The sequence below is a fragment of the Enterobacter cloacae complex sp. SHL020 genome (assembly GCF_049236945.1).
GTDB classification, from domain to species: domain Bacteria; phylum Pseudomonadota; class Gammaproteobacteria; order Enterobacterales; family Enterobacteriaceae; genus Enterobacter; species Enterobacter dykesii.
Genome location: NZ_JBMKJF010000007.1, coordinates 115,869 through 138,363 on the forward strand (window position 1 = coordinate 115,869; position 22,495 = coordinate 138,363).

Genomic DNA, 22,495 nt, shown 5'->3' on the forward strand with positions numbered 1-22,495 from the left:
TTAAGGGTTGTCGTCGTCTGCACGTTGTAATTAACCTGACAGAGGAGCGTTTATCATACACCTGCGCGGTGCATTAATGACATGTTAAACAGCCAGCATGCCGCGAAATGCCCTGGCGCAATCTCCTGCATGGCAGGCTCCTGCGTCTGGCAAACCGGCATGGCGTGCGGGCAGCGGCTGCAGAACTTACAGCCCGGCAGCACGGACGTGGGGCCGGGAATGTCGCCGCGCAGGGTGGCGTCTTCGAGATTGCGGATGCGCGGATCGGGCTGGGGAACCGCCGCCAGCAGCGCGCGGGTATAAGGGTGAGCCGGACGCTGATACAACTCATTCGCCGGGGCTACCTCCACCAGTTTGCCGAGATACATCACCCCAATGCGGCTGGAGATATGCCGAACCATGGAGAGATCGTGGGCGATGAACAGATAGGTTAGCCCCAGCTCCTGCTGCAGATCCTGCAAAATATTCACCACCTGCGCCTGCACCGAGACGTCCAGCGCCGAGAGCGGCTCGTCGCACAGCACGAATTCAGGATGCACCGACAACGCGCGGGCAATACTGATGCGCTGACGCTGCCCGCCGCTGAACTCATGCGGGAACCGTTCGAGGTGTTCGTGCTTCAGCCCCACTTTGTAGAGCAGCGTTTCCGTACGTTCCCGCTGTTCTTCCCGGCTGTAGCCGTGGATCTGCATCGGCTCGGCCACCAGCTGTCGCACCGTCATACCGGGGTTGAGCGAGGAGTAGGGATCCTGAAAAATCGCCTGCATTCGCTTGCGCAGCGGCTTGAGTTCTTTTTCGCGGGCGTGGGCGATCGCCTGTCCGGCGAAGTGGATCTCGCCAGAGGTGATATCGAAGAGGCGCAGTATGGCGCGCCCGAGGGTGGATTTTCCGCAGCCGGACTCCCCCACCAGGCCAAACGTCTCGCCGGGCTGGATATCAAAGCTCACGCCGTCAACCGCCTTCACGGCCGCGCCTTTACGCAGCAAACCGCCGTTAAGCTGATAGTGCTTGCGCAGATCGCGCACGCTCACTAATGGCGCCTGTTGTTCACTCATGCCTGAATCTCCTTGTCGGCCCATAGCCAGCAGGCGGCGCGATGGCCCTCTCCGGCGGTGTAAAATGCAGGCTGTCGTTCACACTGGGGCATACGCTTCGGGCAGCGTTCCGCAAACGGGCAGCCCGGCGGCGGATTCAGCAGGCCAGGCGGCGAGCCTTCAATGGGAGATAAACGCTGATTCACCTCATCCGGGCGCGGCAGCGAGGCCAGCAGACCCCGGGTGTAAGGATGCGCAGGGCGATAGAAAATGTCCTCCACGCTCCCCTCCTCCATCACCAGCCCGCCGTACATCACCACCACGCGGCTGCAGACCTGCGCCACCACGCCGAGATCGTGGGTGATCAGCAAAATCGCGGTTTGGGTCTGCTGCTGCAGGCTTTTCAGCAAACGCAGGATCTGCGCCTGAATAGTCACGTCCAGCGCGGTGGTCGGTTCATCGGCGATAAGAAGCTTCGGGTTGCAGGAGAGCGCAATGGCGATCATCACCCGCTGGCGCATCCCGCCGCTAAACTCGTGGGGATACTGGTCGTATCGGCGTTCCGCCTCGGCAATCCCCACCTGTTCCAGCATGGCGATTGCCGCCGCTTTGGCCGCTTTTTTTGTCAGCCCTTTGTTGCGCATCAGGATCTCTGCCATCTGCTTGCCGATGGTCAGCACCGGGTTCAGGGCGGTCATCGGATCCTGAAAAATCATCGCGATCTCGTTGCCGCGAATGGCACGCATCTGCCCGGGGGTTTTCTGCGCCAGGTCCTCATTCTGGAAGCGGATGCTGCCGCCGGTTATCCGTCCGTTGCTCCCCAGAAGCTGGATAATCGATTTACAGGTGACGCTTTTCCCGCAGCCCGACTCGCCGACGATGCCGACAACCTCCCCCGGCTGAACCTGAAAGCTCACGCCGCGCACCGCGTGAACCTCACCCTCGCGGGTGCGGAACGTGGTTTGCAGGTTCTCAAGCGCTAATAAGTTACTCATCGCGATTCGCTCCCGGCTCAAAGGCGGTACGGAACACATCGCCCAGCACGTTAAAGCTGAACACCGTCAGCAGGATCAGAATGCCGGGGAACATCGCCAGCCACGACGCTTCACCAATATAAGACTGCGCGTTATTAAGCATGCTTCCCCACGACGCCGCGGGCGCCTGCACCCCCAGCCCTAAGAAGCTGAGCGTTGATTCCATCAAAATGGCCGAGGCGATATTCAGCGTGGCCGCCACGATAATGGTCGGCAGCACGCCGGGAATGATGTGGCGCACGATAATACGCAGCGGATGCGCTCCCGACGCGCGGGCATAAAGCACGTACTCGCGCTCTTTCACCGATAGGGTTTCAGCACGCACCAGACGCGACATGTTCATCCACGTCAGCAGGCTGATAATCAGAATGATGTTATCCACGCCCGGCTTGAGGTAAGCATTCACCACCAGCAGCAGGAAGAAGGCCGGAATGGCCATCAGGATATCCACGGCGCGCATCATCAGGTTATCGAGCCAGCCGCCAAAATAGCCGCTCACCGTTCCTACCACCGTGCCGATAAGCGTGGAAAAGAGCATGGCGAGAAAACCGACCATCAGGGAGATCTGGCCGCCATACAGCGCGCGGGTGAAGTAGTCGCGGCCGTATTCGTCGGTGCCAAACCAGTGCGCGGCATCCGGCGGCAACGTGCGCGCGCCGAGCGCCATCCGATCCGGATCGTACGGGCTTAACCCCGCACAGAGCGCGGCGACAACGAAAATAAAAAGCACAAACAGGGAGAACTGCGCCGGACGGTTGCGGCGCAGCTGGTGACGAACCTGCTGCCAGCGTCTGCTCATCCGGGTTACCTCAGCGTACGAATGCGGGGATCGGCGAAGCGATAAAGCACGTCGGCGATCAGGTTTCCGACGATCAGCATCATCGACGAGAGCATGATGATCGCCATAATCAGCGGGTAGTCCAGCGAGGCGATCGACTGGATCCCGAGCAGCCCCATCCCCGGCCAGGAGAAGACGCTTTCCGTCACATAGGCCCCCACAATCAGCTCACCGAACGACAGGCCGAACAGGGTAATCACCGGCAGCAGCACGTTTTTCAACACGTGGCGGAACAGAATACTGGAGCGCGTGGCGCCGTAGGCAAGCTGGGTCTGCACGTAGTCGGCCGAGAGCTGCGAGATGGTGTTGGAGCGGATGTAACGCACGTAGCTGGAGAGGTTGTAGAACGTGAGGGCAATACACGGCAGCACGCCGTGACGCAGCAGATCCAGCGCGTTATCCTCCATGCCGATGGTGCGCATCCCCATGCTGGGGAACCAGTTAAGCTGCACGGCAAAAACGGTGATGAGCAAAATGCCAAACCAGAATATCGGAACAGAAATGCCGATATAGGCGAATAAATTGAGCAGATGATCCAGCCAGCGGTGCTTAAATGCCCCGGCCAGCAGGCCCAGCGGGATCGCCAGCACGATCGCCATCAGCAGCGACGCGCCCATCAGCCCCAGCGTGGCCGGAATGCGTTCGCCAATCATCTCCAGCACCGGGCGGTGGTAGATCAGCGAATAGCCGAGATCGCCCTGCAGGACGTTTTTCAGCCACAGGACGTACTGCGTGACCAGCGGCTTATCCAGCCCCAGGCTCTGGCGAATACGTTCGATATCCTCCGGGGCCATACGCGGCGTAATGTACGCCGCCACCGGATCGCCGGGTGCGAGCTTGACCAGCAGAAACGCCACCAGTGAAATAAAAAACAGCATCGGCAGCAGCTGCAGCAGCCGACGCTTGAGGAGTGTGTTCACGACGAGCCCTTACAAAAGCCCCGACCCGACGGTCGGGGCAATCACTTATTTCTGATAGATTTTTGACAGATCCTGGAACAGATAGACCGGTTTTGGCTCTGCTTCCTGGGTGCCGCCGAAACGCTTGTCTACCGCGACGGTCGCATTGGTGTAGGCAATCGGGTAGTACGTCATGTCGTTCGCCACGGTCTGCTGAATTTGCTTATAGATATCGGCCCGTTTTGCGGCGTCGGTTTCCACTGCGCCTTTATCCCACAGAGCATCAAACTGCGGATTTTTGTAGTGCGCGTAGTTATAGGCTTCGTTGCTCATGAACAGCGATTTGTAACCGTCCGGCTCGGAGCCCATGATATAGCCGCCCAGGTTCAGCTCCCACGCGGTGTTGTTCATATCAAGGCTGCGCTGAGACATGGCGTTGGAGTCCAGCGGCATCAGCTCCACGGTCACCCCAATGCCCTTCAGCGCCTGCTGAATGTAGAGCGCCATGCTCTCCTGGGTTTTGTTGGTGTTCACATACGCCAGGCGCAGCTTGAGATTGTCCGGCGCGCCGGACGTCTTCAGCAGCTCTTTGGCTTTTTGCAGATCGAACTTGTACTGCTCGACGTCATCCGTCTTGTAAAGCGTATCTGGCGTCAGGAACGAAGTCGCCGGTTTAGCGTAGTCCAGCGAGGTAAAGGCGGTCTGGGTGAGCTCGTCTTTGTTGATGGCATACGCGATGGCCTGGCGCAGCGCTTTGCTCTTCATCACCGACACGTTCTGGTTGAACGTCATGTAGGCCAGACGACCTTCCGGATAGACCACGAAGTCAAACTTACCGGTATTTTTCAGGCGGTTCACATCCTGCGGGTCAACCATCTTGAGGTTGATTTCCCCGTTTTGCAGCGCAAGGTTGGCGGCGTTGCTGTCTTTGGCGAAACGGTAGGTGACCGAATCAAGCTTCGCTTTGCCGTTCCAGTAATCGTCAAAACGGGTCAGGGCGTAATACTGACCGGCGCGGTACTCTTTAAATTTGAACGGCCCGGAGCCGACCGGCGCATCGTTTTTGCTGCTCTTTTCCAGGTCGCCTTCACCGGCGAACACGTGCTGCGGAATCGGGTAGATCTGTACCAGGGTGCCGGTAAAGGCCGCGCTGACCTGCGGTAAGGTGAACTTAACGGCGCGCTCATCAACCTTGCTCACCTCAACAGGCTTGCCGCCCCAGGTAAACATGCTGCGGAAGAAGCTGTGCTGTTTGGCATCCAGCAGCTTATTGAACGTAAAGACCACGTCGTCCGCCGTCAGCGGCTGGCCGTCCTGCCATTTCAGGTTGGGTTTTAACGTCAGGGTATAGCTCAGGTTGTCGGCGGAGGGCGTCAGGCTTTCCGCCAGGCCCCACTCAATGTTGCCGTTATTAAAGCTGTACAGCGGGGCATAGAGCGCCTGCATGATCGTTAACGTCGTACGGTCGCTGGCATAGAGCGGATTAACGGCTAACGGGTCACCGGAGGTAATACCAATAATTAGCGAACCGCCCTCTTTTGGCGCGTCGTTTTTTGCCGCAGCCGCATTGTTTGTCTCTTTATTTTTCGCATCATCACAGCCCGCCAGGCCTAACGCGAGCGAAACGACCACTGCCGATAACAGAAGCTTGCGCATCTCACTAACTCCTTGCCTTATAAAGTTTTTATTACTGCATCTTTTATTTATGTTGAAGCATCATATTCAGCTTTATCGGTTTTCGCATTAATTATGAAAATGCGATTTTCGATTAAGCTTATGCCGGATTTGTTATATATAAGCGCCAGAAGGAATAGCGGTTAATTGATTGCGCTCGCAACGTTAAACGCTTCACAAATCTCCTGCTACACTGCCTCAACACATCACTCAAAAGGCAGGCCAACATGTCAGACAACACGTATCAGCCACCAAAAGTGTGGGAATGGAAAAAGAACGGCGGCGGCGCGTTCGCCAATATTAACCGCCCTATTTCCGGCGCGACCCATGAGAAAGATCTGCCCGTAGGCTCCCACCCGCTGCAGCTTTACTCTCTCGGAACACCGAACGGCCAGAAAGTGACGATCATGCTCGAAGAGCTGCTGGCGCTGGGCGTGACGGGCGCGGAGTATGACGCATGGTTGATCCGAATCGGCGAGGGCGATCAGTTCTCCAGTGGATTTGTTGAGGTGAACCCGAACTCGAAAATACCGGCGCTTCTTGACCACTCCACGAACCCGCCAACGCGCGTATTTGAATCCGGCAATATCCTGCTCTATCTGGCAGAGAAATTCGGTCACTTCCTGCCGAAAGATCCGGCTGGACGCACCGAGACCCTGAACTGGCTGTTCTGGCTGCAGGGCGCAGCGCCGTTCCTCGGCGGCGGTTTTGGCCACTTCTACAACTACGCGCCGGTAAAAATTGAATACGCGATTGACCGCTTCACCATGGAAGCCAAGCGCCTGTTCGACGTGCTGGATAAACAGCTGGCGCGCGGCCGCTACGTGGCGGGTGAGGAGTACACCATCGCGGATATCGCCATCTGGCCGTGGTTCGGCTGCGTGGCGCTGGGCAGCGTCTATAACGCCGCCGAGTTCCTCGACGCAGAGAAGTACACGAACGTGCAGCGCTGGGCGAAAGACGTGGCGAATCGCCATGCCGTTAAGCGCGGCCGCATCGTTAACCGCACCAGCGGCGAGCTGAACGAGCAGCTCCACGAGCGCCACGCGGCGAGCGACTTCGATACCAATACGGAAGATAAGCGTCAGGCATAATGTTCCGCCGGGCGGGTCCCCGCCCGGCAACTGAGATCCCTGCCCAGGGCATGATTAGCTTAAAGGTTAAGCCGGTATTGCTGGCACTATCTGGACGTTTTTCTCGCGTGAGATACGATGTCTCAACCGACAGCAGTCACAAAGGATCTGTTATGAAACTTATTAAAACAACGCTGGTTATCAGCGCCCTCATTTTTTCCACCTCGGGAATGGCCATCGACAAAACTGCCGCCGGCGCGGTAGCAGGCGCGGCCATTGGTGCGGCCACGGGCAAAGATCTGAAATCAACCGTTGGCGGCGCCGTCGTGGGCGCAGGCACCGGTGCCATGTTCAAAAACGGCGGCAAAGGTAAAGCCGCGCGTAAGGGCGGCGCGGTAGGGGCTGCCGTAGGCGCTGGTGCCGCGGCGGTTACCGGCAAGAGCGTGCTGAAAGGTGCAGCCGTTGGTGCGGGCACGGGTGCGCTGATTGGGGAAGCGACGCACTGATAAATACAGCCGGGCGGCGCTGCGTTTGCCCGGCATGAATCACATCCCCAATGATGCTTTTCGTTTATTGTTCGTGTCTCATCCCTGGATAGTTTCCGTTAACCGCATTAATACTTAATGTCCCGCGCTTTTTGTCTCCCGGACTGTTTCATCTGACGCTTGTCCTGACGGCAGTCGTGATTGCTCTGGTTATTGTTCGCCACGCAGGTCTGCTTCACCTGCCGCGACGCGTCGCGGGTTTCCTGCCTGACATCACGCGCTACACGCCGCTCCTGCGCCTGCTGGGTCGCGCTGGCAGAAACCGACAACAGCATCAGAATAATGAAAGAAAGGACAGGAATGACAGATAACGATCTGTTCATGAAGGGTTAGCAAAAGAATAGCAGTTTCAGAAGGGCTGAATGGGGAAGGCGTTAATAATATAAGGCCGCACAAGGCGGCCTTATACGCTGCGTTATGCCGTCAGGCGGAACTTCTGCACCGAGCGCTGAAGCTCTTCGGTCTGGCGCTCCAGCGCCGCCGCCGCGGCAGAAACTTCTTCAACCAGCGAGGCGTTTTGCTGGGTAACGCCGTCCATCTGGGTAATGGCAATCCCGACCTGCGAAATACCCTTGCTTTGCTCCTCAGAGGCGGAAGCGATTTGCTTCATGATGGTTGTCACTTCCGTCACGTCTCGCAAAATCGCATCCATGGTGGTGCCGGTGTCGCTCACCAGCTGCGCCCCCTGTTCGACGCGGGAAACGGAATCGGTAATCAGCCCCTCAATCTCTTTGGCCGCGTTGGCGCTGCGGCTTGCAAGATTGCGCACTTCTCCCGCCACCACGGCGAAACCACGCCCCTGTTCACCCGCGCGCGCCGCTTCAACCGCAGCATTGAGTGCCAGAATATTGGTCTGGAAGGCAATGCTGTTGATCACGTTGGTGATTTCAGCAATTTTCTTCGAGCTTTCCGAAATACCGCTCATGGTGGTCACTACCTCTTCCACCAGCGAGCCGCCGCGGCTGGCGGTGGTTGAGGCCACATCTGCCAGTTGGCTGGCCTGGCGCGCGCTTTCCGCGTTCAGTTTCACCGTGGCGGTCAGCTGTTCCATGCTGGCTGCCGTCTCTTCCAGCGCAGCAGCCTGCTCTTCGGTACGGGAAGAGAGATCGTTGTTGCCGCTGGAGATTTCCGTCGCGCCGCGCCAGATATTTTCACTACCGGAGCGAATCGTGCTGACCGCTTCGCGCAGGCTGTCCTGCATGGCGCTCAGCAGAGGCACCAGCTGGCCCACGCAGTTACGACCGAACGGCTCAATGGGCTGGCTGAGATCGCCCTGGGCAATCTGGCGGAACTGCTGGCGAATGCGAGCCAGCGGTTTGACCAGCATCGCCACCAGGTAACGGTCGGTGAAGAGCAGGATCAGCAGGCCGATAATCGTGGCGGCGATAATCACCGTGCGGGTCATGCTTGTCAGGCCGTCCACCACCACGCGGGTGCTGTCGAGCGACTTCGCGGCGGCATTGTTGAACTCCTCAGCGGCCGCACCGAACGCGCGGCTCAGCGGTGGGGTGACGTTGTTGGCCTGCTGGCGATACCCCTCCAGATCCCCCTGCTTCGCCTGCTGCATTTGCGGCGTGACGCCCTGTTCAAGCAGCGCCTGCCAGGAGCCGATCACCCGGGAAGAGACCTGCTCGTCCATCGGGCCTGGGGAGATCGCTTTCATCTCGGCCAGTTTCTTGCCCATGTTATCCAGCGCCTGTTGGGCAGAGGAGAGATCCGGCGTGCCGCCTGCGGCTTTGACTTCCATCGCGCGGCTCAGACGGGTCACAAAGCGGAAATATTGATCGTTACCCTGGCTGAGTACCGTCATCTGTTTAACCAGCTGGCGATCGACCTCATTGCCATCTGATACGCGAGAAAGGGACCAGGTGCTGTACAACCCAACGCCCGCCCACATTAAACAAAAGATCCCGAGAATCGTCAGCATGACGAAGCGGATCGTGAAATTACGGAGCATATTCATAAGTCTTCCTTGCCGTGAGGGTGAGTTCGCCCAGAGGCGAGTACTACTCTCGTTATCGGCAGGAAAAAGGGAAATTATAACGTTTTGTGATCATTTTTAATTAGCGTGGCTTCACTGGTCACACAGCAGTCGTTAATCATTAAGCCCGCGCTTAGGGATGCAATTTGTGATGTGATAAGTGCAGAGTGGGAAAGCGCTTTGAATCTGTGGCAGGCGTCGTCGGATAAGTCGTCGGATAAATAGTGCGGTCTGATGCCCTCACCCCGGCCCTCTCCCACAGGGAGAGGGAGCTTAAGTAAGGGGAATTACTTCTTACTGATCTTATCCAGATACCCCATCACAAACGCAGACAGCACAAACGTCAGGTGGATGATGACGTACCACATCAGTTTGTTATCCGGCACGTTCTTCGCGTCCATAAACACGCGTAGCAGGTGGATAGAGGAGATCGCCACAATCGACGCGGCCACTTTATTCTTCAGCGACGAAGCATCCATTTTGCCCAGCCAGCTGAGCTTCTCTTTACGCTCGTCGATATCGAGCTGGGAGACAAAATTCTCGTAGCCGGAGAACATCACCATCACCAGCAGCCCGCCCACCAGGGTCATATCCACCAGCGACAGCAGTACCAGAATCAAATCCGCTTCGGCTATAGAAAAAATGTTCGGCAGAACATGCCAGATTTCCTGAAAGAACTTAATCGTCAGCGCGATAAGTGCCAGCGAGAGGCCAAAATAGACGGGGGCCAGTATCCAGCGAGAGGCGTACATGGCATTTTCAAAAAAGCGTTCCATAAAGTCCTGTTTGCAAAAGAAACCAGCGCCCAGTATATCTCAACGGCGCTGGCTGTTTGCAATAACTCAACGGTACGTCACTCAGACGTTGTCTGGGTTAACCTCGGGACGTGCGTACTCCGGCCAGACAAGCGCCACCAGTTCAGGATAGGCTTCCAGACTGAACTCGCGAAAACACTGGCGCAAATTTAATACGTCCAGATCGGAATAAGAGACCTTCTCGCCGTTAAGGCAGCGCTTTTTAATATTGTCATAATATTTATAGACTGCTGAATTCAGATCGCTACAGCGACGCTGCGCCTCAAACAGTCCGGGCGTGTCATTAATTTCCGACATTTTCATGCGCTTAATTGTCGCGTGTAAAAAGTCGATATATTCGTGGTTCACCCGCCAGTACCAGACAGGCGTAACGGAGTTCATCAATACAGAGAAATGGTCTTCCCCTTCCTCTTTTGTCATCAGTTCAGGTTGCGGGGGTTCACTGGTGTCTTTCGACACTTTCGTTTTATTGAACTCCTGCATCAATAAAAGCACACCAGCGGTCAGTAATAGTAATGTGATGACCGTAAAAAAAATGCTGTTCATGGGTAGGCTCCATTTTTTTTGATTTTAAATTTGCCTCATGATATTGTCAACGAATCTCACGCCTTTACCAACCCCACCCTGTTGAAATTAAAGGAAATTAAAAATGCTGCCCGACTATCTCGTCCCGGCTAAGTACCACATTACGCCTGTGGAACAGCAACCGACGGAAGCAGAAAAAGAGGCCAGTTTCACTCAGGGGAAAAGAAAGCTCTCTGATTTCGAGCCCGATATATTAATTGGTGTTTCCCGAACTGGCAAATCCCGAAATATGTTGCTGGAAGAGCACGATCGCCATATAAAAGACCGCTTATTTCGCGCCATAAAAATTGAAGCCTTTGTCCACCTGCTGAATGACCTGCAGGCCGAGGGTGAAATTGATGCCCAAAAACTCAGTCAAATAATGGCCGAGAAAACCGAAGAAATTAATGAAGCGGGCAATAAAATTTGGCTTAATTTAATTACGCGCGAAAAAAACAACCCAATTTTTTATAGCCTGGGGGAAGATTAACGTGAAAGAAGTTAAAAACAACGACGTTTATTTGACTTTAGAAGATAAAAAAAGTGATGAATTTATCTTAAAGCAAAATCTCGATGCGCTGAGAAACACAAAAAATGACGAGATGACGCGGATTACACAAGACCTGGTATCGATCCCGGCGACGCTGGTTCGTCTGAAATGGCAGAATCGTCGTGAAATTTATCCGCTACAGGTCAAAGAAGAAATTTACGGTGCCGTGATGAACGCCATCATTGAACAGCGTCCAGAACTGAAAGAGAAGCTTCTGGGACGTCTTGAGGCCAATTATCAGTACCTGCTTGCCAGAGAAATCGCCACCCTGCGTCTGACGCGCAAGCTGTCAGACGGTGAGTACCGTACCTCAAACGTCACCTACGTAGCGCTTGATGAGGACGCGCTGGTACCCCCTTCTACCGCACCGACGGATAATAAAAACGCATAAACCGACAGGCATAAAAAAGCCGGCTTTCGCCAGCTTCTTTATCACTTCGAGGCCGCTTTCTCTTCGCCGACCAGTCCAATCTTCAGGTAACCCGCCTGATGCAGCGTGTCCATTACCTTCATCATGGTTTCATAATCAACGGTTTTATCCGCACGGAAGAAGACCGTGGTGTCTTTCTTACCGCCCGTAAGCTGCTCCAGCGCCGGGATGACAGAGTCGGCCGTCACCGGGTCGTTCCCGAGGAACATGGATTTATCCGCCTTCACCGACAGGTAAATAGGCTTCTCCGGGCGCGGCTGGGGCTGGCTGGAAGATGCCGGCAGATTCACCTTCACATCCACCGTCGCCAGCGGTGCGGCCACCATGAAGATAATCAGCAGAACCAGCATGACGTCGATAAACGGCGTCACGTTGATTTCATGCATTTCGCCGTTATCGTCCAGATTTTCGTTTAGACGCATCGCCATACTCTTAACCTGCGCGCAGTTTAGACGCCGCGTGCACCGGCTTAACCGAGCTGGAATTCAGATCCAGATCGCGACTTTGCAGCAGCAGAACCTGCGCGGCAACGTCACCCAGCGTGGCTTTGTAGCTGCCAATCATACGCGCGAAAATGTTGTAGATGACCACCGCCGGGATAGCGGCAACCAGACCGATGGCCGTCGCCAGCAGCGCTTCTGCGATACCCGGCGCAACGACCGCCAGGTTGGTGGTTTGGGTCTGCGCGATGCCGATAAAGCTGTTCATGATGCCCCAGACCGTACCGAAAAGACCGATGAACGGTGAGATCGCGCCGATGGTCGCCAGATAACCATTGCCGCGTCCCATGTGTCGGCCAACGGCCGCCACGCGACGCTCCAGGCGGAAACCGGTACGTTCTTTGATGCCTTCGTTATCTTCACTGCCAGCGGAGAGTTCCAGCTCGTTCTGTGCTTCATTCACTAACAGGGTGGTCAGGCTTTTCGCGTGGAAGGATGAGGTCATATCTGAAGCCTGATCCAGAGAGCGGGCTTCTGCAAGCTGCTGCTGTTCCCGCTTAAGGCGACGCTTCTGCGAAAGCAGCTCGGCGCTTTTGCTGAAGAAGATAGCCCAGGTGACAACGGACGCCAGAATCAGGCCGATCATCACAATCTTAACCACGATGTCAGCATGCTGATACATGCCCCAAACGGAGAGATCCGTCTGCATCAAATTATTACCCACTCTGTATCTCCAGGACGCAAATCACAAAATCTGAACGTAATAATATCAAAACGTCGTCGAATTGATAGTAGTTCTCATTAGTATTTACATAGTGCCGTAATTTTCGCTCACTTTCCTTGCGCTTACGCAGTAAAAATTTCTTATGCGAATTTTTGCTAATATTTTCTGCTTATTCGATAAGCCTCGGGGTGCAGTTTTTTCCAATCGTGGTAGTCTGGACGTCCAGACGTATAAAAACAGGGTTAGCGAACATGACAAAGAAGCATCTTGATACCACGCTGGTACAGGCAGGACGCAGCAAAAAATATACGCAGGGATCGGTCAACAGCGTGATTCAACGAGCCTCCTCGCTGGTGTTTGATACCGTTGAGGAGAAAAAAATTGCCACGCGCAACCGCGCGAAAGGCGGGCTGTTTTATGGCCGTCGTGGCACGCTAACCCATTTTTCGCTGCAGGAGGCGATGTGCGAGCTGGAAGGCGGCGCGGGCTGCGCGCTGTTCCCGTGCGGGGCGGCGGCGGTCGCCAACACCATTCTGGCGTTTGTGGAACAGGGCGACCATATCCTGATGACCAACACCGCCTATGAACCCAGCCAGGACTTCTGCACCAAAATCCTCAGCAAGCTCGGCGTAACGACCGGCTGGTTCGACCCGCTGATTGGTGAAGGCATTGCCGAACTTATTCAGCCAAACACGCGCATTGTGTTCCTGGAATCGCCGGGATCGCTCACCATGGAAGTGCACGACGTGCCGGCCATCGTGAAGGCCGTACGCAGCAAAGCGCCAGAGGCGATCGTGATGATCGACAACACCTGGGCGGCAGGCGTGCTGTTTAAAGCCCTGGAATTCGACATTGATATCTCGATTCAGGCGGCGACGAAATACCTGATAGGCCACTCTGACGGCATGATTGGCACGGCGGTCTCCAACGCGCGCTGCTGGGATCAGCTGCGTGAAAATGCCTACCTGATGGGCCAGATGGTGGACGCAGACACGGCCTACATGACCAGCCGCGGACTCCGCACGCTGAGCGTTCGCCTGCGTCAGCACCATGAAAGCAGCCTGAAGGTAGCCGAATGGCTGGCGCAGCATCCGCAGGTTGAGCGCGTAAATCATCCCGCGTTACCGGGAAGTAAAGGCCACGAATTCTGGCAACGTGACTTTACGGGCAGCAGCGGGTTGTTCTCATTCGTGCTGAAAAAACGGCTGAATAACGACGAGCTGGCGAGCTATCTGGATAATTTTACCCTCTTCAGCATGGCCTACTCGTGGGGCGGTTTTGAATCCCTGATCCTGCCTAATCAGCCGGAACAGGTTGCGGCTCTGCGCCCCGGCGGTGAAGTAGACTTCAGCGGCACCCTGATTCGACTGCATATCGGTTTAGAAAATGTTGACGATCTGATTGCCGATTTAGCAGCAGGGTTCGAGCGTATCGTGTAGAGTGCTGGCTGAAAATGTACTCTCTGGACGCTTTTGTGGACACGGCAATGAGAAAAGTCTGCATGAGTTGCGCCCGGGATCAAACCCGACGGGCGAATAAGGGAGTACAATAGCGCTATATCTGCTGTTCCACAGGAAAGTCCATGGCTGTTATTCAAGATATTATCGCGGCGCTCTGGCAACACGACTTTGCCGCGCTGGCGGATCCTCACATCGTTGGTATCGTTTACCTCGTGATGTTCGCAACACTGTTTCTGGAAAATGGATTACTGCCAGCCTCGTTTTTACCCGGTGACAGCCTGCTTTTACTTGCCGGGGCGTTAATCGGGAAAGGCGTCATGGACTTCACGCCAACGATGGTTATTCTCACCTCCGCAGCCAGCCTGGGCTGCTGGTTGAGCTATCTTCAGGGCCGCTGGCTCGGGAATACCCGCGTCGTAAAAGGCTGGCTGGCGCAGTTACCGCATAAATATCATCAGCGTGCGACCTGCATGTTCGATCGTCACGGCCTGCTGGCATTGCTGGCGGGGCGTTTCCTGGCGTTTGTTCGCACCCTTCTGCCGACGATGGCGGGCATTTCCGGTCTGTCGAACCGCCGCTTCCAGTTCTTCAACTGGTTAAGCGCCCTGCTGTGGGTGGGCGTGGTCACGACGCTCGGCTATGCGCTAAATATGATCCCCTTCGTGAAACACCACGAAGATCAGGTGATGACCTTCCTGATGGTGCTGCCGATGTTCCTGCTGGTGGCAGGGCTGGTGGGAACCATCGCGGTGGTGATTAAGAAGAAGTACTGCAGCGCGTGATGTCAATTGCCGGGTAGCGCTGCGCTTACCCGGCCTGTGTTTCCCCTCAGGCACCCTGCATCGTTCTGATACGTGACGCATCCTCTCCCGGCGTGACGCCAAAATAGCGCTTAAACTCCCGACTGAACTGCGACGCACTTTCGTAACCCACCCGCATCGCCGCCGCGCTGGCCTTCATGCCGTCGTGGATCATCAGCATCCGCGCCTTATGCAGCCGGTAGGTTTTAAGGTACTGCAGCGGGGAGGTGCTGGTCACCGACTTGAAGTTATGGTGAAACGCCGAAACGCTCATGTTCGCTTCCGCCGCCAGCTGGTCGACGCTGAGGTTTTCCGTGTACTGGCTTTCGATACGCTTGAGCACGCGGCTTATCAGGCTGAAGTGGGTCTGTCGGCTCACCAGAGCCAGTAACGCCCCGCCGCCCGGGCCCAGCAGCACATGGTAGAGAATTTCGCGGACAATCTGCTTGCCCAGAATGCGCGCGTCCAGCGGCCTTTCCATCACGTCCAGCAGACGTTCGATGGCGCAGAGGATCTCTTCCGAAAGCGTCGCCGAGTTAATCCCGCTCGACGCCATCGAAGGCTGGAAGAACTCATCTTCGCCTATCTCCATCAGCAGCTCCTGCAGCTGAAGAATATCGACGTTGACGCGAATACCGGCCAGCGGAACGGCCTCTGTCGCGAAGGTTTCACATTCGAAGGGTAAAGGTACCGTCAGGAGCAGATATTCATTGGTGTCGTAACGGAACACGCGTTCGTTGATATAGCCAATTTTATGGCCCGAGAAGAGAAAAACGATGCCCGGCTGGTACATCACCGGCGTGCGCGTCCCGGGCTGCGTGCCATAAAGCAGGCGAATGTCAGGAAGCAGATCGCTGACGCCATTTTCTTTATCTATCAGTCTTTTAATCTGCGCAGTGAGCTGCTGGCAGATAGCCTCACGGTTCATCTTGCGTTACTCCGGGTACGTTTTTCGACGTTGACAGTGTGCGTCGTTTTCCGCGCTTTCTCCAGCGCTCTGTAGAAATGGGCAAGACATCGGCAGGAATGTGCATTGAGAGGATAGCCCCGGACAGCCACAATGTGCAGCATCAGGTCGCCCTCAGCGCCACCACGGTTTTTCACCCACTAAAGGGAACGAGCAATGAACAACTTTAATCTTCACACCCCAACCCGCATTCTGTTTGGTAAAGACGCCATCGCCGACCTGCGCGCACAAATCCCCGCTGACGCCCGCGTGCTGATCACCTACGGTGGCGGCAGCGTGAAAAAAACCGGCGTGCTGGATCAGGTTTACAGCGCCCTGGACGGTCTGGACGTGCGTGAGTTCGGCGGCATTGAGCCAAACCCGTCTTACGAAACGCTGATGAACGCGGTGAAAATCGCCCGCGAAGACAACATCACCTTCCTGCTGGCGGTCGGCGGCGGCTCCGTGCTGGACGGCACCAAATTCATCGCGGCGGCAGCGCACTACGCTGACGGCATCGATCCGTGGCACATTCTGGAAACCCGCGGCAGCGACATTAAAAGCGCCATCCCGATGGGCTCCGTGCTGACCCTGCCAGCGACCGGCTCTGAATCCAACAAGGGCGCGGTGATCTCCCGTAAAACGACCGGTGACAAACAGGCCTTTATGAACGAACACGTTCAGCCTGTGTTTGCCATTCTGGATCCGGGGTATACCTACACCCTGCCTGCGCGTCAGGTGGCGAACGGCGTGGTCGATGCCTTTGTTCACACCGTTGAGCAGTACGTCACGTATCCGGTCGATGCCAAAATCCAGGATCGCTTCGCGGAAGGCATTCTGCTGACGCTCGTCGAAGACGGCCCGAAAGCGCTGAAAGAACCGGAAAACTACGACGTGCGTGCCAACGTAATGTGGGCCGCAACCCAGGCGCTGAACGGCCTGATCGGCGCTGGCGTGCCGCAGGACTGGGCAACCCATATGCTGGGCCACGAGCTGACGGCGATGCACGGTCTGGACCACGCTCAGACGCTGGCCGTTGTGCTGCCTGCGCTGTGGAACGAAAAGCGGGATACCAAGCGTGCCAAACTGCTGCAGTACGCAGAACGCGTGTGGAACATCACCGAGGGTTCCGACGATGCGCGTATCGATGCCGCCATCGAAGCGACCCGCAGCTTCTTTGAAGGTCTGGGCGTGCCAACGCGTCTCTCTGGCTACGGTCTGGACGGCAGCTCCATCCCTGCCCTGCTGGCGAAACTCGAAGAACACAGCATGACCCACCTGGGCGAGCACGGCGACATTACGCTGGACGTCAGCCGTCGCATCTACGAAGCGGCACGCTAAGCGTTTTTGCCCTCCCGACTTTCGTTTTTTGACATTTCGTCCAGACTTAATGCACACCCCATCGCCGGAGTCTCCCTCCGGCGATGCGCACCTGAAGGAGGAAAAATGGCAAACCAAACCGTAATCAAGCTGCAGGACGGCAACGTGATGCCCCAGCTGGGGCTAGGTGTATGGAAAGCCGGTAACGACGAGGTCGTCTCCGCCATTCATAAAGCCCTGGAAGTCGGCTATCGGTCTATTGATACCGCTGCCGCATACAAGAACGAGGACGGCGTGGGTAAGGCACTTGCCAGCGCTGGCGTCCCCCGCGATGAGTTATTCATCACCACGAAACTGTGGAACGACGATCAAAAACGCCCCCGCGAAGCGCTGGAGGAGAGCCTGGAGAAACTCCAGCTCGATTTCGTCGATCTCTGGCTGATGCACTGGCCGGTTCCGGCTATCGACCACTACGTTGAGGCCTGGAAAGGGATGATTGAACTGCAGAAAGAGGGGCTGGTGAAAAGCATCGGCGTCTGTAACTTCCAGGTTCATCACCTGCAGCGGCTGATTGACGAGACGGGCGTTACGCCGGTGATTAACCAGATCGAGCTGCACCCGCTGCTGCAGCAGCGCCAGTTACACGCCTGGAACGCTACGCATAAAATCCAGACCGAGTCCTGGAGCCCGCTGGCGCAGGGCGGCGAAGGGGTGTTTGATCAAAAGATTATCCGTGAGCTGGCGGATAAATACGGTAAAACCCCGGCGCAAATCGTCATTCGCTGGCATCTGGACAACGGTCTGGTGGTCATTCCGAAATCGGTCACGCCGTCGCGCATCGCCGAGAACTTCGACGTCTGGGACTTCCGGCTGGATAAAGATGAGCTGGGTGAGATTGCGAAGCTGGATAAGGGCAAGCGGCTTGGGCCGGACCCGGACCAGTTTGGCGGGTAATACCTAAAACGAGCCCGGTCTTCCGCCGGGCTCGTTTTAATTTATAAACCGGACTGACATCTCGCTTCTCCGGGAAGGTCAGGCAATGTGCAAATAACGTTATACGCTTTCCCTTCAAGGTTATGTGGCCCACCGAGACCGCCGCCTGCATCTGCTTCATATTCCTTTCCGTTGACGCTTATCTGGAGCGGGGTGTGATAAATCCAGTCCATCGGACCTATTGGCAGAAAAAAGATCCACTCATGCTGGCTCTTAAAAGCAAAACGACCGTTGTCGTCAGAAAGCGTCTGCTCCCTCTCTAATATTATTTTTGCGTCCGGGACTGGCTTACCTGCGCTGTCGACTAGACGTCCTTCCACTTCTGGCTGCGTCTGGCGGTGCATTACACAACCGCATAGCGTCAGGCCAATCAGCATAACTCCTGTTAACTTCCTTAATTTCATTCTGGGCCTCCTACCCTTATGCAGAAAAAAGCCGGGTGGCGGCTTCGCCTTACCCGGCCTACGCGCCGACCTGTAGGCCCGGTAAGCGCAGCGCCACCGGGCATTGTCACAGGTTTAACCGATCTTACGTTTTACGTTCTTCTTCGTTCCCGCCCCACCGTTCGAACGCTGATGCACAATCGGCGTGTGCTTGGTCAGCGCCGGGCGCGTATTGCGGTTCTGGCGACGCGCTTCGCGCATCTCATCCAGCGTCGGGGCCGGTACCAAACAGTCGCGGCGCGAGCCGATCAGGTGTTTTTTACCCATCTCTTCCAGCGCCTGACGGATCAGCGGCCAGTTTTTCGGATCGTGGTAGCGCAGCAGCGCTTTATGCAGACGACGCTGTTTATCCCCTTTCGGCACCACCACCTCTTCACTCTTGTAGCCAATCTTACTCAGCGGGTTCTTGCCGGTATAATACATGGTCGTCGAGTTGGCGAGCGGTGACGGATAGAAGTTCTGCACCTGATCCAGGCGGAAGCGACGCTGCTTCAGCCACAGCGCCAGGTTCACCATGTCTTCATCGCGCGTGCCCGGGTGGGCGGAGATGAAGTATGGGATCAGATACTGCTCTTTACCCGCCTGCTTCGAATAGGTATCGAACAGCTCTTTAAAGCGATCGTAGCTGCCCATGCCCGGCTTCATCATCTTCGACAGCGGGCCTTCCTCGGTGTGCTCCGGCGCAATCTTCAGATAGCCACCGACGTGGTGCGTTGCCAGCTCTTTGATGTAGCGCGGATCTTCCACGGCGATGTCGTAACGTACCCCGGAGGCTATCAGGATCTTCTTGATGCCCTTCAGGTCGCGCGCGCGGCGGTAGAGGTTGATCGTCGGCTCATGGTTGGTGTCCATATGCTCGCAAATGCTCGGATAGACGCAGGAGAGGCGACGACAGGTTTGCTCCGCGCGCGGCGATTTGCAGCGCAGCATGTACATGTTCGCGGTTGGGCCGCCAAGGTCGGAAATCACGCCGGTAAAGCCCGGCACCGAGTCGCGAATCGCTTCGATCTCATTGATTATCGAATCTTCAGAGCGGCTCTGGATAATACGCCCTTCGTGCTCGGTAATGGAGCAGAAGGAACAGCCGCCGAAGCAGCCGCGCATGATGTTGATCGAGAAGCGGATCATCTCATATGCCGGGATACGGGCGTTACCGTACGCCGGGTGTGGCACGCGCTTGTACGGCAGCGCAAAGACGCTGTCCATCTCTTCGGTAGAGAGCGGGATCGCCGGCGGGTTGATCCAGATAAAGCGCTCGCCGTGCTTCTGCATCAGCGCGCGGGCGCAGCCCGGGTTGGTTTCATGGTGCAGAATACGGGACGCGTGCGCGTAGAGCACCTTGTCGGCTTTCACCTTTTCGTAGGACGGCAGCAGCACGTAGGTCTTTTCCCACGGTTTCGGGCGCGGCGGCTGCACAACGATAGCCTTCGCTCCCGCTTTTTTCGGCTCAACCGGCTTGTTATCGGCACACGGCAGATCTTCGCCGTACGGGTGCGGGATCGGGTCGATTTTGCCCGGCATATCAATGATGCGGGAATCCACCCCGCTCCAGCCCGGCAGCGCCTCTTTCACCATGATGGCGGTATTGCGCACGTCGCGGATGCTGCTCACCGGTTCACCCTGCGACAGACGGTGCGCCACTTCCACCAGCGGACGCTCGCCGTTACCGTAAATCAGCATGTCGGCTTTGGAATCCACCAGCACCGAGCGGCGTACGGTATCTGACCAGTAGTCGTAGTGGGCGGTGCGGCGCAGGCTCGCCTCGATGCCGCCCAGGATCACCGGCACGTCTTTCCAGGCTTCTTTACAGCGCTGTGTATAGACCAGGGTCGCACGGTCCGGACGTTTGCCCGCCACGTTATCGGGCGTGTAGGCGTCGTCATGACGCAGCTTGCGGTCGGCGGTATAGCGGTTGATCATCGAGTCCATGTTGCCTGCGGTGACACCGAAGAACAGGTTCGGTTTACCCAGACGCATAAAGTCGTCTTTGCTGTTCCAGTCAGGCTGGGAGATGATCCCCACGCGGAAGCCCTGCGCCTCAAGCATACGGCCACAGATGGCCATACCGAAGCTCGGATGGTCAACGTAGGCATCGCCCGTGACCAGAATGATGTCGCAGCTGTCCCAGCCCAGTTGGTCCATCTCTTCCCGGGACATCGGCAGGAATGGCGCCGGTCCAAAGCAGGCCGCCCAGTACTGGGGCCAGGAGAAGAGGTCACGATCCGGCTGGATCAGGGAAATTGCGCTCATAATGCTTCCGAAGAAAAAATAGACAAAAGGAGCGGGATTATACGCTGTTCATCCGCCAGATTTGAAGAAAAGGATGCCGGAAGCAGGCAGATATTCGTGGAAGTCGTTAAAATACGGCGCCCTGATAATTTTGAATCATAATATTCACTATATTTTCCGGTGATTTGCCCCGGAACGTGTTATTGCGCGGAGCTCTGTCGTGAAGCCCAACGATTCGTTACATGTATCCCAGCTGCGGGTTGTCCTTCATCTCTGCGGTTTTCTGGTTCTGCTGTACAGCCTTTCTATGCTGGCGCCGATGGTTATCGCCCTGCTGAATAAAGAGCGGACCTACTTTGCCTTTCTGACCACCTTTTTAACCTTTTTTACTCTTGGAGGGCTAACCTGGCGGGCAACCCGTCACGCGGGAATACAGCTGCGCACCCGCGACGGGTTTGTGATTATCGTGCTGTTCTGGCTGCTGTTTTCATTCATTAGCGCCATGCCGCTCTGGATGGACGACGGGCTGCAGCTCTCCTTTGCCGACGCGCTCTTTGAAGGGGTTTCCGGGATCACCACCACCGGGGCAACGGTGATCGGGGACGTCAGCGCCCTGCCTAAGTCGTACCTTTATTACCGCGCTCAGCTGAATTTCATTGGCGGGTTAGGCGTCATCGTGCTGGCCGTCGCGGTCCTGCCGCTGCTGGGCATCGGCGGCATGAAGCTCTATCAGTCAGAGATGCCGGGGCCGTTCAAGGAGGAGCGCCTGACGCCCCGCCTTGCCGATACCGCGCGCACGCTGTGGGTGACCTACTTCGCGCTGGGGGTGGCCTGCACCCTGGCCTACTGGCTGGCGGGGATGTCCTTTTTTGATGCCCTCTGTCACGGGCTGTCGACCGTGTCGTTGGGCGGGTTCTCCACCCGCAGCGAGAGCATTGGGTTTTATGACAGCCATGCGATTGAACTGGTCGCCGGGGCGTTTTCACTGCTCTCCGCGTTCAACTTCACCCTCTGGTACGTCGCCATTGTCCGACGCACCCTGAAGCCGATTCGCCGCAGCCCTGAGGTTAAATTCTTTCTGAGCGCCGCCGCGGTGATTATTGTCATCACCGCCTGGCAGGTCTGGCATGCCGGGATGTACAACGCCACGGATAGCCTGGTGCACGCCTTCTTCCTTGCCAGTTCGATGATGACCGATAACGGCCTTTCGACAGCCGATTATGCCCAATGGCCCGCACACACCATTTTCCTGCTGTTGAGCGCCAGCTTTTTTGGCGGCTGCGTAGGCTCGACCTGCGGCGGGATCAAAGCCCTGCGTTTTCTCATTATGTTCAAGCAGAGTATTCAGGAGATGAACCAGCTGGCGCATCCGCGAGCGCTGCTGAGCATTAAGGTGGGCAAAAGCGTGGTGAATGAACGCGTCCTGCGCTCGGTGTGGAGCTTCTTCTTTCTCTACGTGATGATCACGGGCTTTTTTGTCTGGGCGCTTAATCTGATGGGCTACGATCTGTTTACGTCATTCGCGACGGTTGCCGCCTGCATCAACAACATGGGGCTGGGGTTTGGGGAGACGGCGTCGACGTTCGGCACGTTAACAGAGGGGGCAAAACTGCTGATGTGCGCGGCGATGATCTTAGGGCGTCTGGAAATTTACCCGGTGCTGATTCTGTTCTCGCGCTTTTTCTGGCGGGCATAAAACATTC

23 protein-coding genes are annotated in these 22,495 nt (G+C 56.5%); 9 read left to right on the forward strand and 14 right to left on the reverse strand.

Annotated features, from left to right (window positions below; genetic code table 11):
• Nucleotides 1–53: 53 nt before the first annotated feature.
• Genes ACOTZB_RS17270 through ACOTZB_RS17290 form a run of 5 tightly spaced genes read right to left on the reverse strand, consistent with a single transcriptional unit; the run spans nucleotide 54 to nucleotide 5,461 of the window.
• Nucleotides 54–1,055, reverse strand: a complete 1,002-nt coding sequence (locus ACOTZB_RS17270) for an ABC transporter ATP-binding protein (protein ID WP_421627900.1) — start codon at nucleotides 1,053–1,055, stop codon at nucleotides 54–56.
• On the reverse strand, nucleotides 1,052–2,029 hold the full coding sequence (locus ACOTZB_RS17275; RefSeq protein ID WP_421627901.1) for an ABC transporter ATP-binding protein: 978 nt from the start codon (nucleotides 2,027–2,029) through the stop codon (nucleotides 1,052–1,054). The genes ACOTZB_RS17270 and ACOTZB_RS17275 overlap by 4 nt, the downstream gene beginning before the upstream one ends.
• Nucleotides 2,022–2,867, reverse strand: a complete 846-nt coding sequence (locus tag ACOTZB_RS17280; protein WP_028014404.1) for an ABC transporter permease — start codon at nucleotides 2,865–2,867, stop codon at nucleotides 2,022–2,024. The genes ACOTZB_RS17275 and ACOTZB_RS17280 overlap by 8 nt, the downstream gene beginning before the upstream one ends.
• Before the next feature lie 5 nt (nucleotides 2,868–2,872).
• Complete coding sequence (locus tag ACOTZB_RS17285) at nucleotides 2,873–3,826, reverse strand: ABC transporter permease (protein WP_421627903.1); 954 nt, start codon at nucleotides 3,824–3,826, stop codon at nucleotides 2,873–2,875.
• Nucleotides 3,827–3,871: 45 nt separating this feature from the next.
• Nucleotides 3,872–5,461 carry an ABC transporter substrate-binding protein gene (locus tag ACOTZB_RS17290; protein WP_421627905.1) on the reverse strand — a complete coding sequence of 530 codons (1,590 nt, stop codon included), beginning with the start codon at nucleotides 5,459–5,461 and terminating at the stop codon, nucleotides 3,872–3,874.
• A 245-nt stretch (nucleotides 5,462–5,706) separates the two neighbouring features.
• On the opposite strand from ACOTZB_RS17290, the gene yghU reads away from it, so the two are divergent.
• The gene (gene yghU, locus ACOTZB_RS17295) at nucleotides 5,707–6,573 is read left to right on the forward strand and encodes a glutathione-dependent disulfide-bond oxidoreductase (RefSeq protein WP_421627906.1); all 867 of its coding nucleotides are present in this window, start codon (nucleotides 5,707–5,709) and stop codon (nucleotides 6,571–6,573) included.
• Nucleotides 6,574–6,725: 152 nt separating this feature from the next.
• On the forward strand, nucleotides 6,726–7,058 hold the full coding sequence (locus ACOTZB_RS17300) for a hypothetical protein (protein ID WP_029740720.1): 333 nt from the start codon (nucleotides 6,726–6,728) through the stop codon (nucleotides 7,056–7,058).
• Nucleotides 7,059–7,165: 107 nt separating this feature from the next.
• Here the strand turns inward: ACOTZB_RS17300 and ACOTZB_RS17305 are convergent, their stop codons facing one another.
• From ACOTZB_RS17305 to ACOTZB_RS17320, 4 genes are all read right to left on the reverse strand, one after another.
• Complete coding sequence (locus ACOTZB_RS17305) at nucleotides 7,166–7,420, reverse strand: hypothetical protein (protein WP_421627908.1); 255 nt, start codon at nucleotides 7,418–7,420, stop codon at nucleotides 7,166–7,168.
• A gap of 92 nt (nucleotides 7,421–7,512) precedes the next feature.
• The gene (locus tag ACOTZB_RS17310; RefSeq protein WP_193805637.1) at nucleotides 7,513–9,060 is read right to left on the reverse strand and encodes a methyl-accepting chemotaxis protein; all 1,548 of its coding nucleotides are present in this window, start codon (nucleotides 9,058–9,060) and stop codon (nucleotides 7,513–7,515) included.
• Nucleotides 9,061–9,365: 305 nt separating this feature from the next.
• Nucleotides 9,366–9,854 carry a TIGR00645 family protein gene (locus tag ACOTZB_RS17315; protein ID WP_023309169.1) on the reverse strand — a complete coding sequence of 163 codons (489 nt, stop codon included), beginning with the start codon at nucleotides 9,852–9,854 and terminating at the stop codon, nucleotides 9,366–9,368.
• 81 nt (nucleotides 9,855–9,935) lie between these two features.
• Nucleotides 9,936–10,439, reverse strand: coding sequence for an ESA_00282 family adhesion-associated protein (locus ACOTZB_RS17320; protein WP_023309170.1), 504 nt, complete (start codon nucleotides 10,437–10,439; stop codon nucleotides 9,936–9,938).
• Between the two features lie 103 nt (nucleotides 10,440–10,542).
• Between ACOTZB_RS17320 and ACOTZB_RS17325 the strand changes: the two genes are divergently transcribed.
• Together ACOTZB_RS17325 and ACOTZB_RS17330 are read left to right on the forward strand one after the other, a co-directional pair.
• Nucleotides 10,543–10,947: a hypothetical protein gene (locus tag ACOTZB_RS17325; RefSeq protein ID WP_047650136.1), complete on the forward strand. Its 405-nt coding sequence runs from the start codon at nucleotides 10,543–10,545 to the stop codon at nucleotides 10,945–10,947.
• 1 nt (nucleotide 10,948) lies between these two features.
• Entirely contained in the window at nucleotides 10,949–11,398 is a 450-nt protein-coding gene (locus tag ACOTZB_RS17330) for a cytoplasmic protein (protein WP_421627911.1), read from the forward strand.
• 41 nt (nucleotides 11,399–11,439) lie between these two features.
• Here the strand turns inward: ACOTZB_RS17330 and exbD are convergent, their stop codons facing one another.
• Both exbD and exbB read right to left on the reverse strand, forming a co-directional pair.
• On the reverse strand, nucleotides 11,440–11,865 hold the full coding sequence (exbD, locus tag ACOTZB_RS17335) for a TonB system transport protein ExbD (protein ID WP_023309173.1): 426 nt from the start codon (nucleotides 11,863–11,865) through the stop codon (nucleotides 11,440–11,442).
• 4 nt (nucleotides 11,866–11,869) lie between these two features.
• Nucleotides 11,870–12,601, reverse strand: a complete 732-nt coding sequence (gene exbB / locus ACOTZB_RS17340; protein WP_126329366.1) for a tol-pal system-associated acyl-CoA thioesterase — start codon at nucleotides 12,599–12,601, stop codon at nucleotides 11,870–11,872.
• 251 nt (nucleotides 12,602–12,852) lie between these two features.
• On the opposite strand from exbB, the gene metC reads away from it, so the two are divergent.
• Nucleotides 12,853–14,040 carry a cystathionine beta-lyase gene (gene metC / locus ACOTZB_RS17345; protein ID WP_325760632.1) on the forward strand — a complete coding sequence of 396 codons (1,188 nt, stop codon included), beginning with the start codon at nucleotides 12,853–12,855 and terminating at the stop codon, nucleotides 14,038–14,040.
• Between the two features lie 143 nt (nucleotides 14,041–14,183).
• Nucleotides 14,184–14,843 carry a DedA family general envelope maintenance protein YghB gene (yghB, locus tag ACOTZB_RS17350; protein ID WP_126329362.1) on the forward strand — a complete coding sequence of 220 codons (660 nt, stop codon included), beginning with the start codon at nucleotides 14,184–14,186 and terminating at the stop codon, nucleotides 14,841–14,843.
• A 46-nt stretch (nucleotides 14,844–14,889) separates the two neighbouring features.
• Here yghB and ACOTZB_RS17355 read toward each other — a convergent pair whose 3' ends face one another.
• A complete protein-coding gene (locus ACOTZB_RS17355; protein ID WP_047650129.1) occupies nucleotides 14,890–15,789 on the reverse strand; it encodes an AraC family transcriptional regulator in 900 nt (299 codons plus the stop codon).
• A gap of 195 nt (nucleotides 15,790–15,984) precedes the next feature.
• Here ACOTZB_RS17355 and yqhD point away from each other — a divergent pair, with 195 nt between their 5' ends.
• The gene (gene yqhD / locus ACOTZB_RS17360; protein WP_421627913.1) at nucleotides 15,985–17,148 is read left to right on the forward strand and encodes an alcohol dehydrogenase; all 1,164 of its coding nucleotides are present in this window, start codon (nucleotides 15,985–15,987) and stop codon (nucleotides 17,146–17,148) included.
• Nucleotides 17,149–17,253: 105 nt separating this feature from the next.
• Nucleotides 17,254–18,081 (forward strand): 2,5-didehydrogluconate reductase DkgA, encoded by an 828-nt coding sequence (gene dkgA, locus ACOTZB_RS17365; protein ID WP_421627914.1) that lies wholly within the window; start codon nucleotides 17,254–17,256, stop codon nucleotides 18,079–18,081.
• A 41-nt stretch (nucleotides 18,082–18,122) separates the two neighbouring features.
• On the opposite strand, the gene ACOTZB_RS17370 is transcribed toward dkgA, so the two are convergent.
• Nucleotides 18,123–18,497, reverse strand: coding sequence for a carboxypeptidase regulatory-like domain-containing protein (locus tag ACOTZB_RS17370; protein WP_421627915.1), 375 nt, complete (start codon nucleotides 18,495–18,497; stop codon nucleotides 18,123–18,125).
• A 141-nt stretch (nucleotides 18,498–18,638) separates the two neighbouring features.
• Nucleotides 18,639–20,813, reverse strand: coding sequence for a YgiQ family radical SAM protein (locus ACOTZB_RS17375; protein WP_421627916.1), 2,175 nt, complete (start codon nucleotides 20,811–20,813; stop codon nucleotides 18,639–18,641).
• A 199-nt stretch (nucleotides 20,814–21,012) separates the two neighbouring features.
• Here ACOTZB_RS17375 and ACOTZB_RS17380 point away from each other — a divergent pair, with 199 nt between their 5' ends.
• Entirely contained in the window at nucleotides 21,013–22,488 is a 1,476-nt protein-coding gene (locus ACOTZB_RS17380) for a TrkH family potassium uptake protein (RefSeq protein ID WP_421627917.1), read from the forward strand.
• The last annotated feature ends 7 nt before the right edge of the window (nucleotides 22,489–22,495 follow it).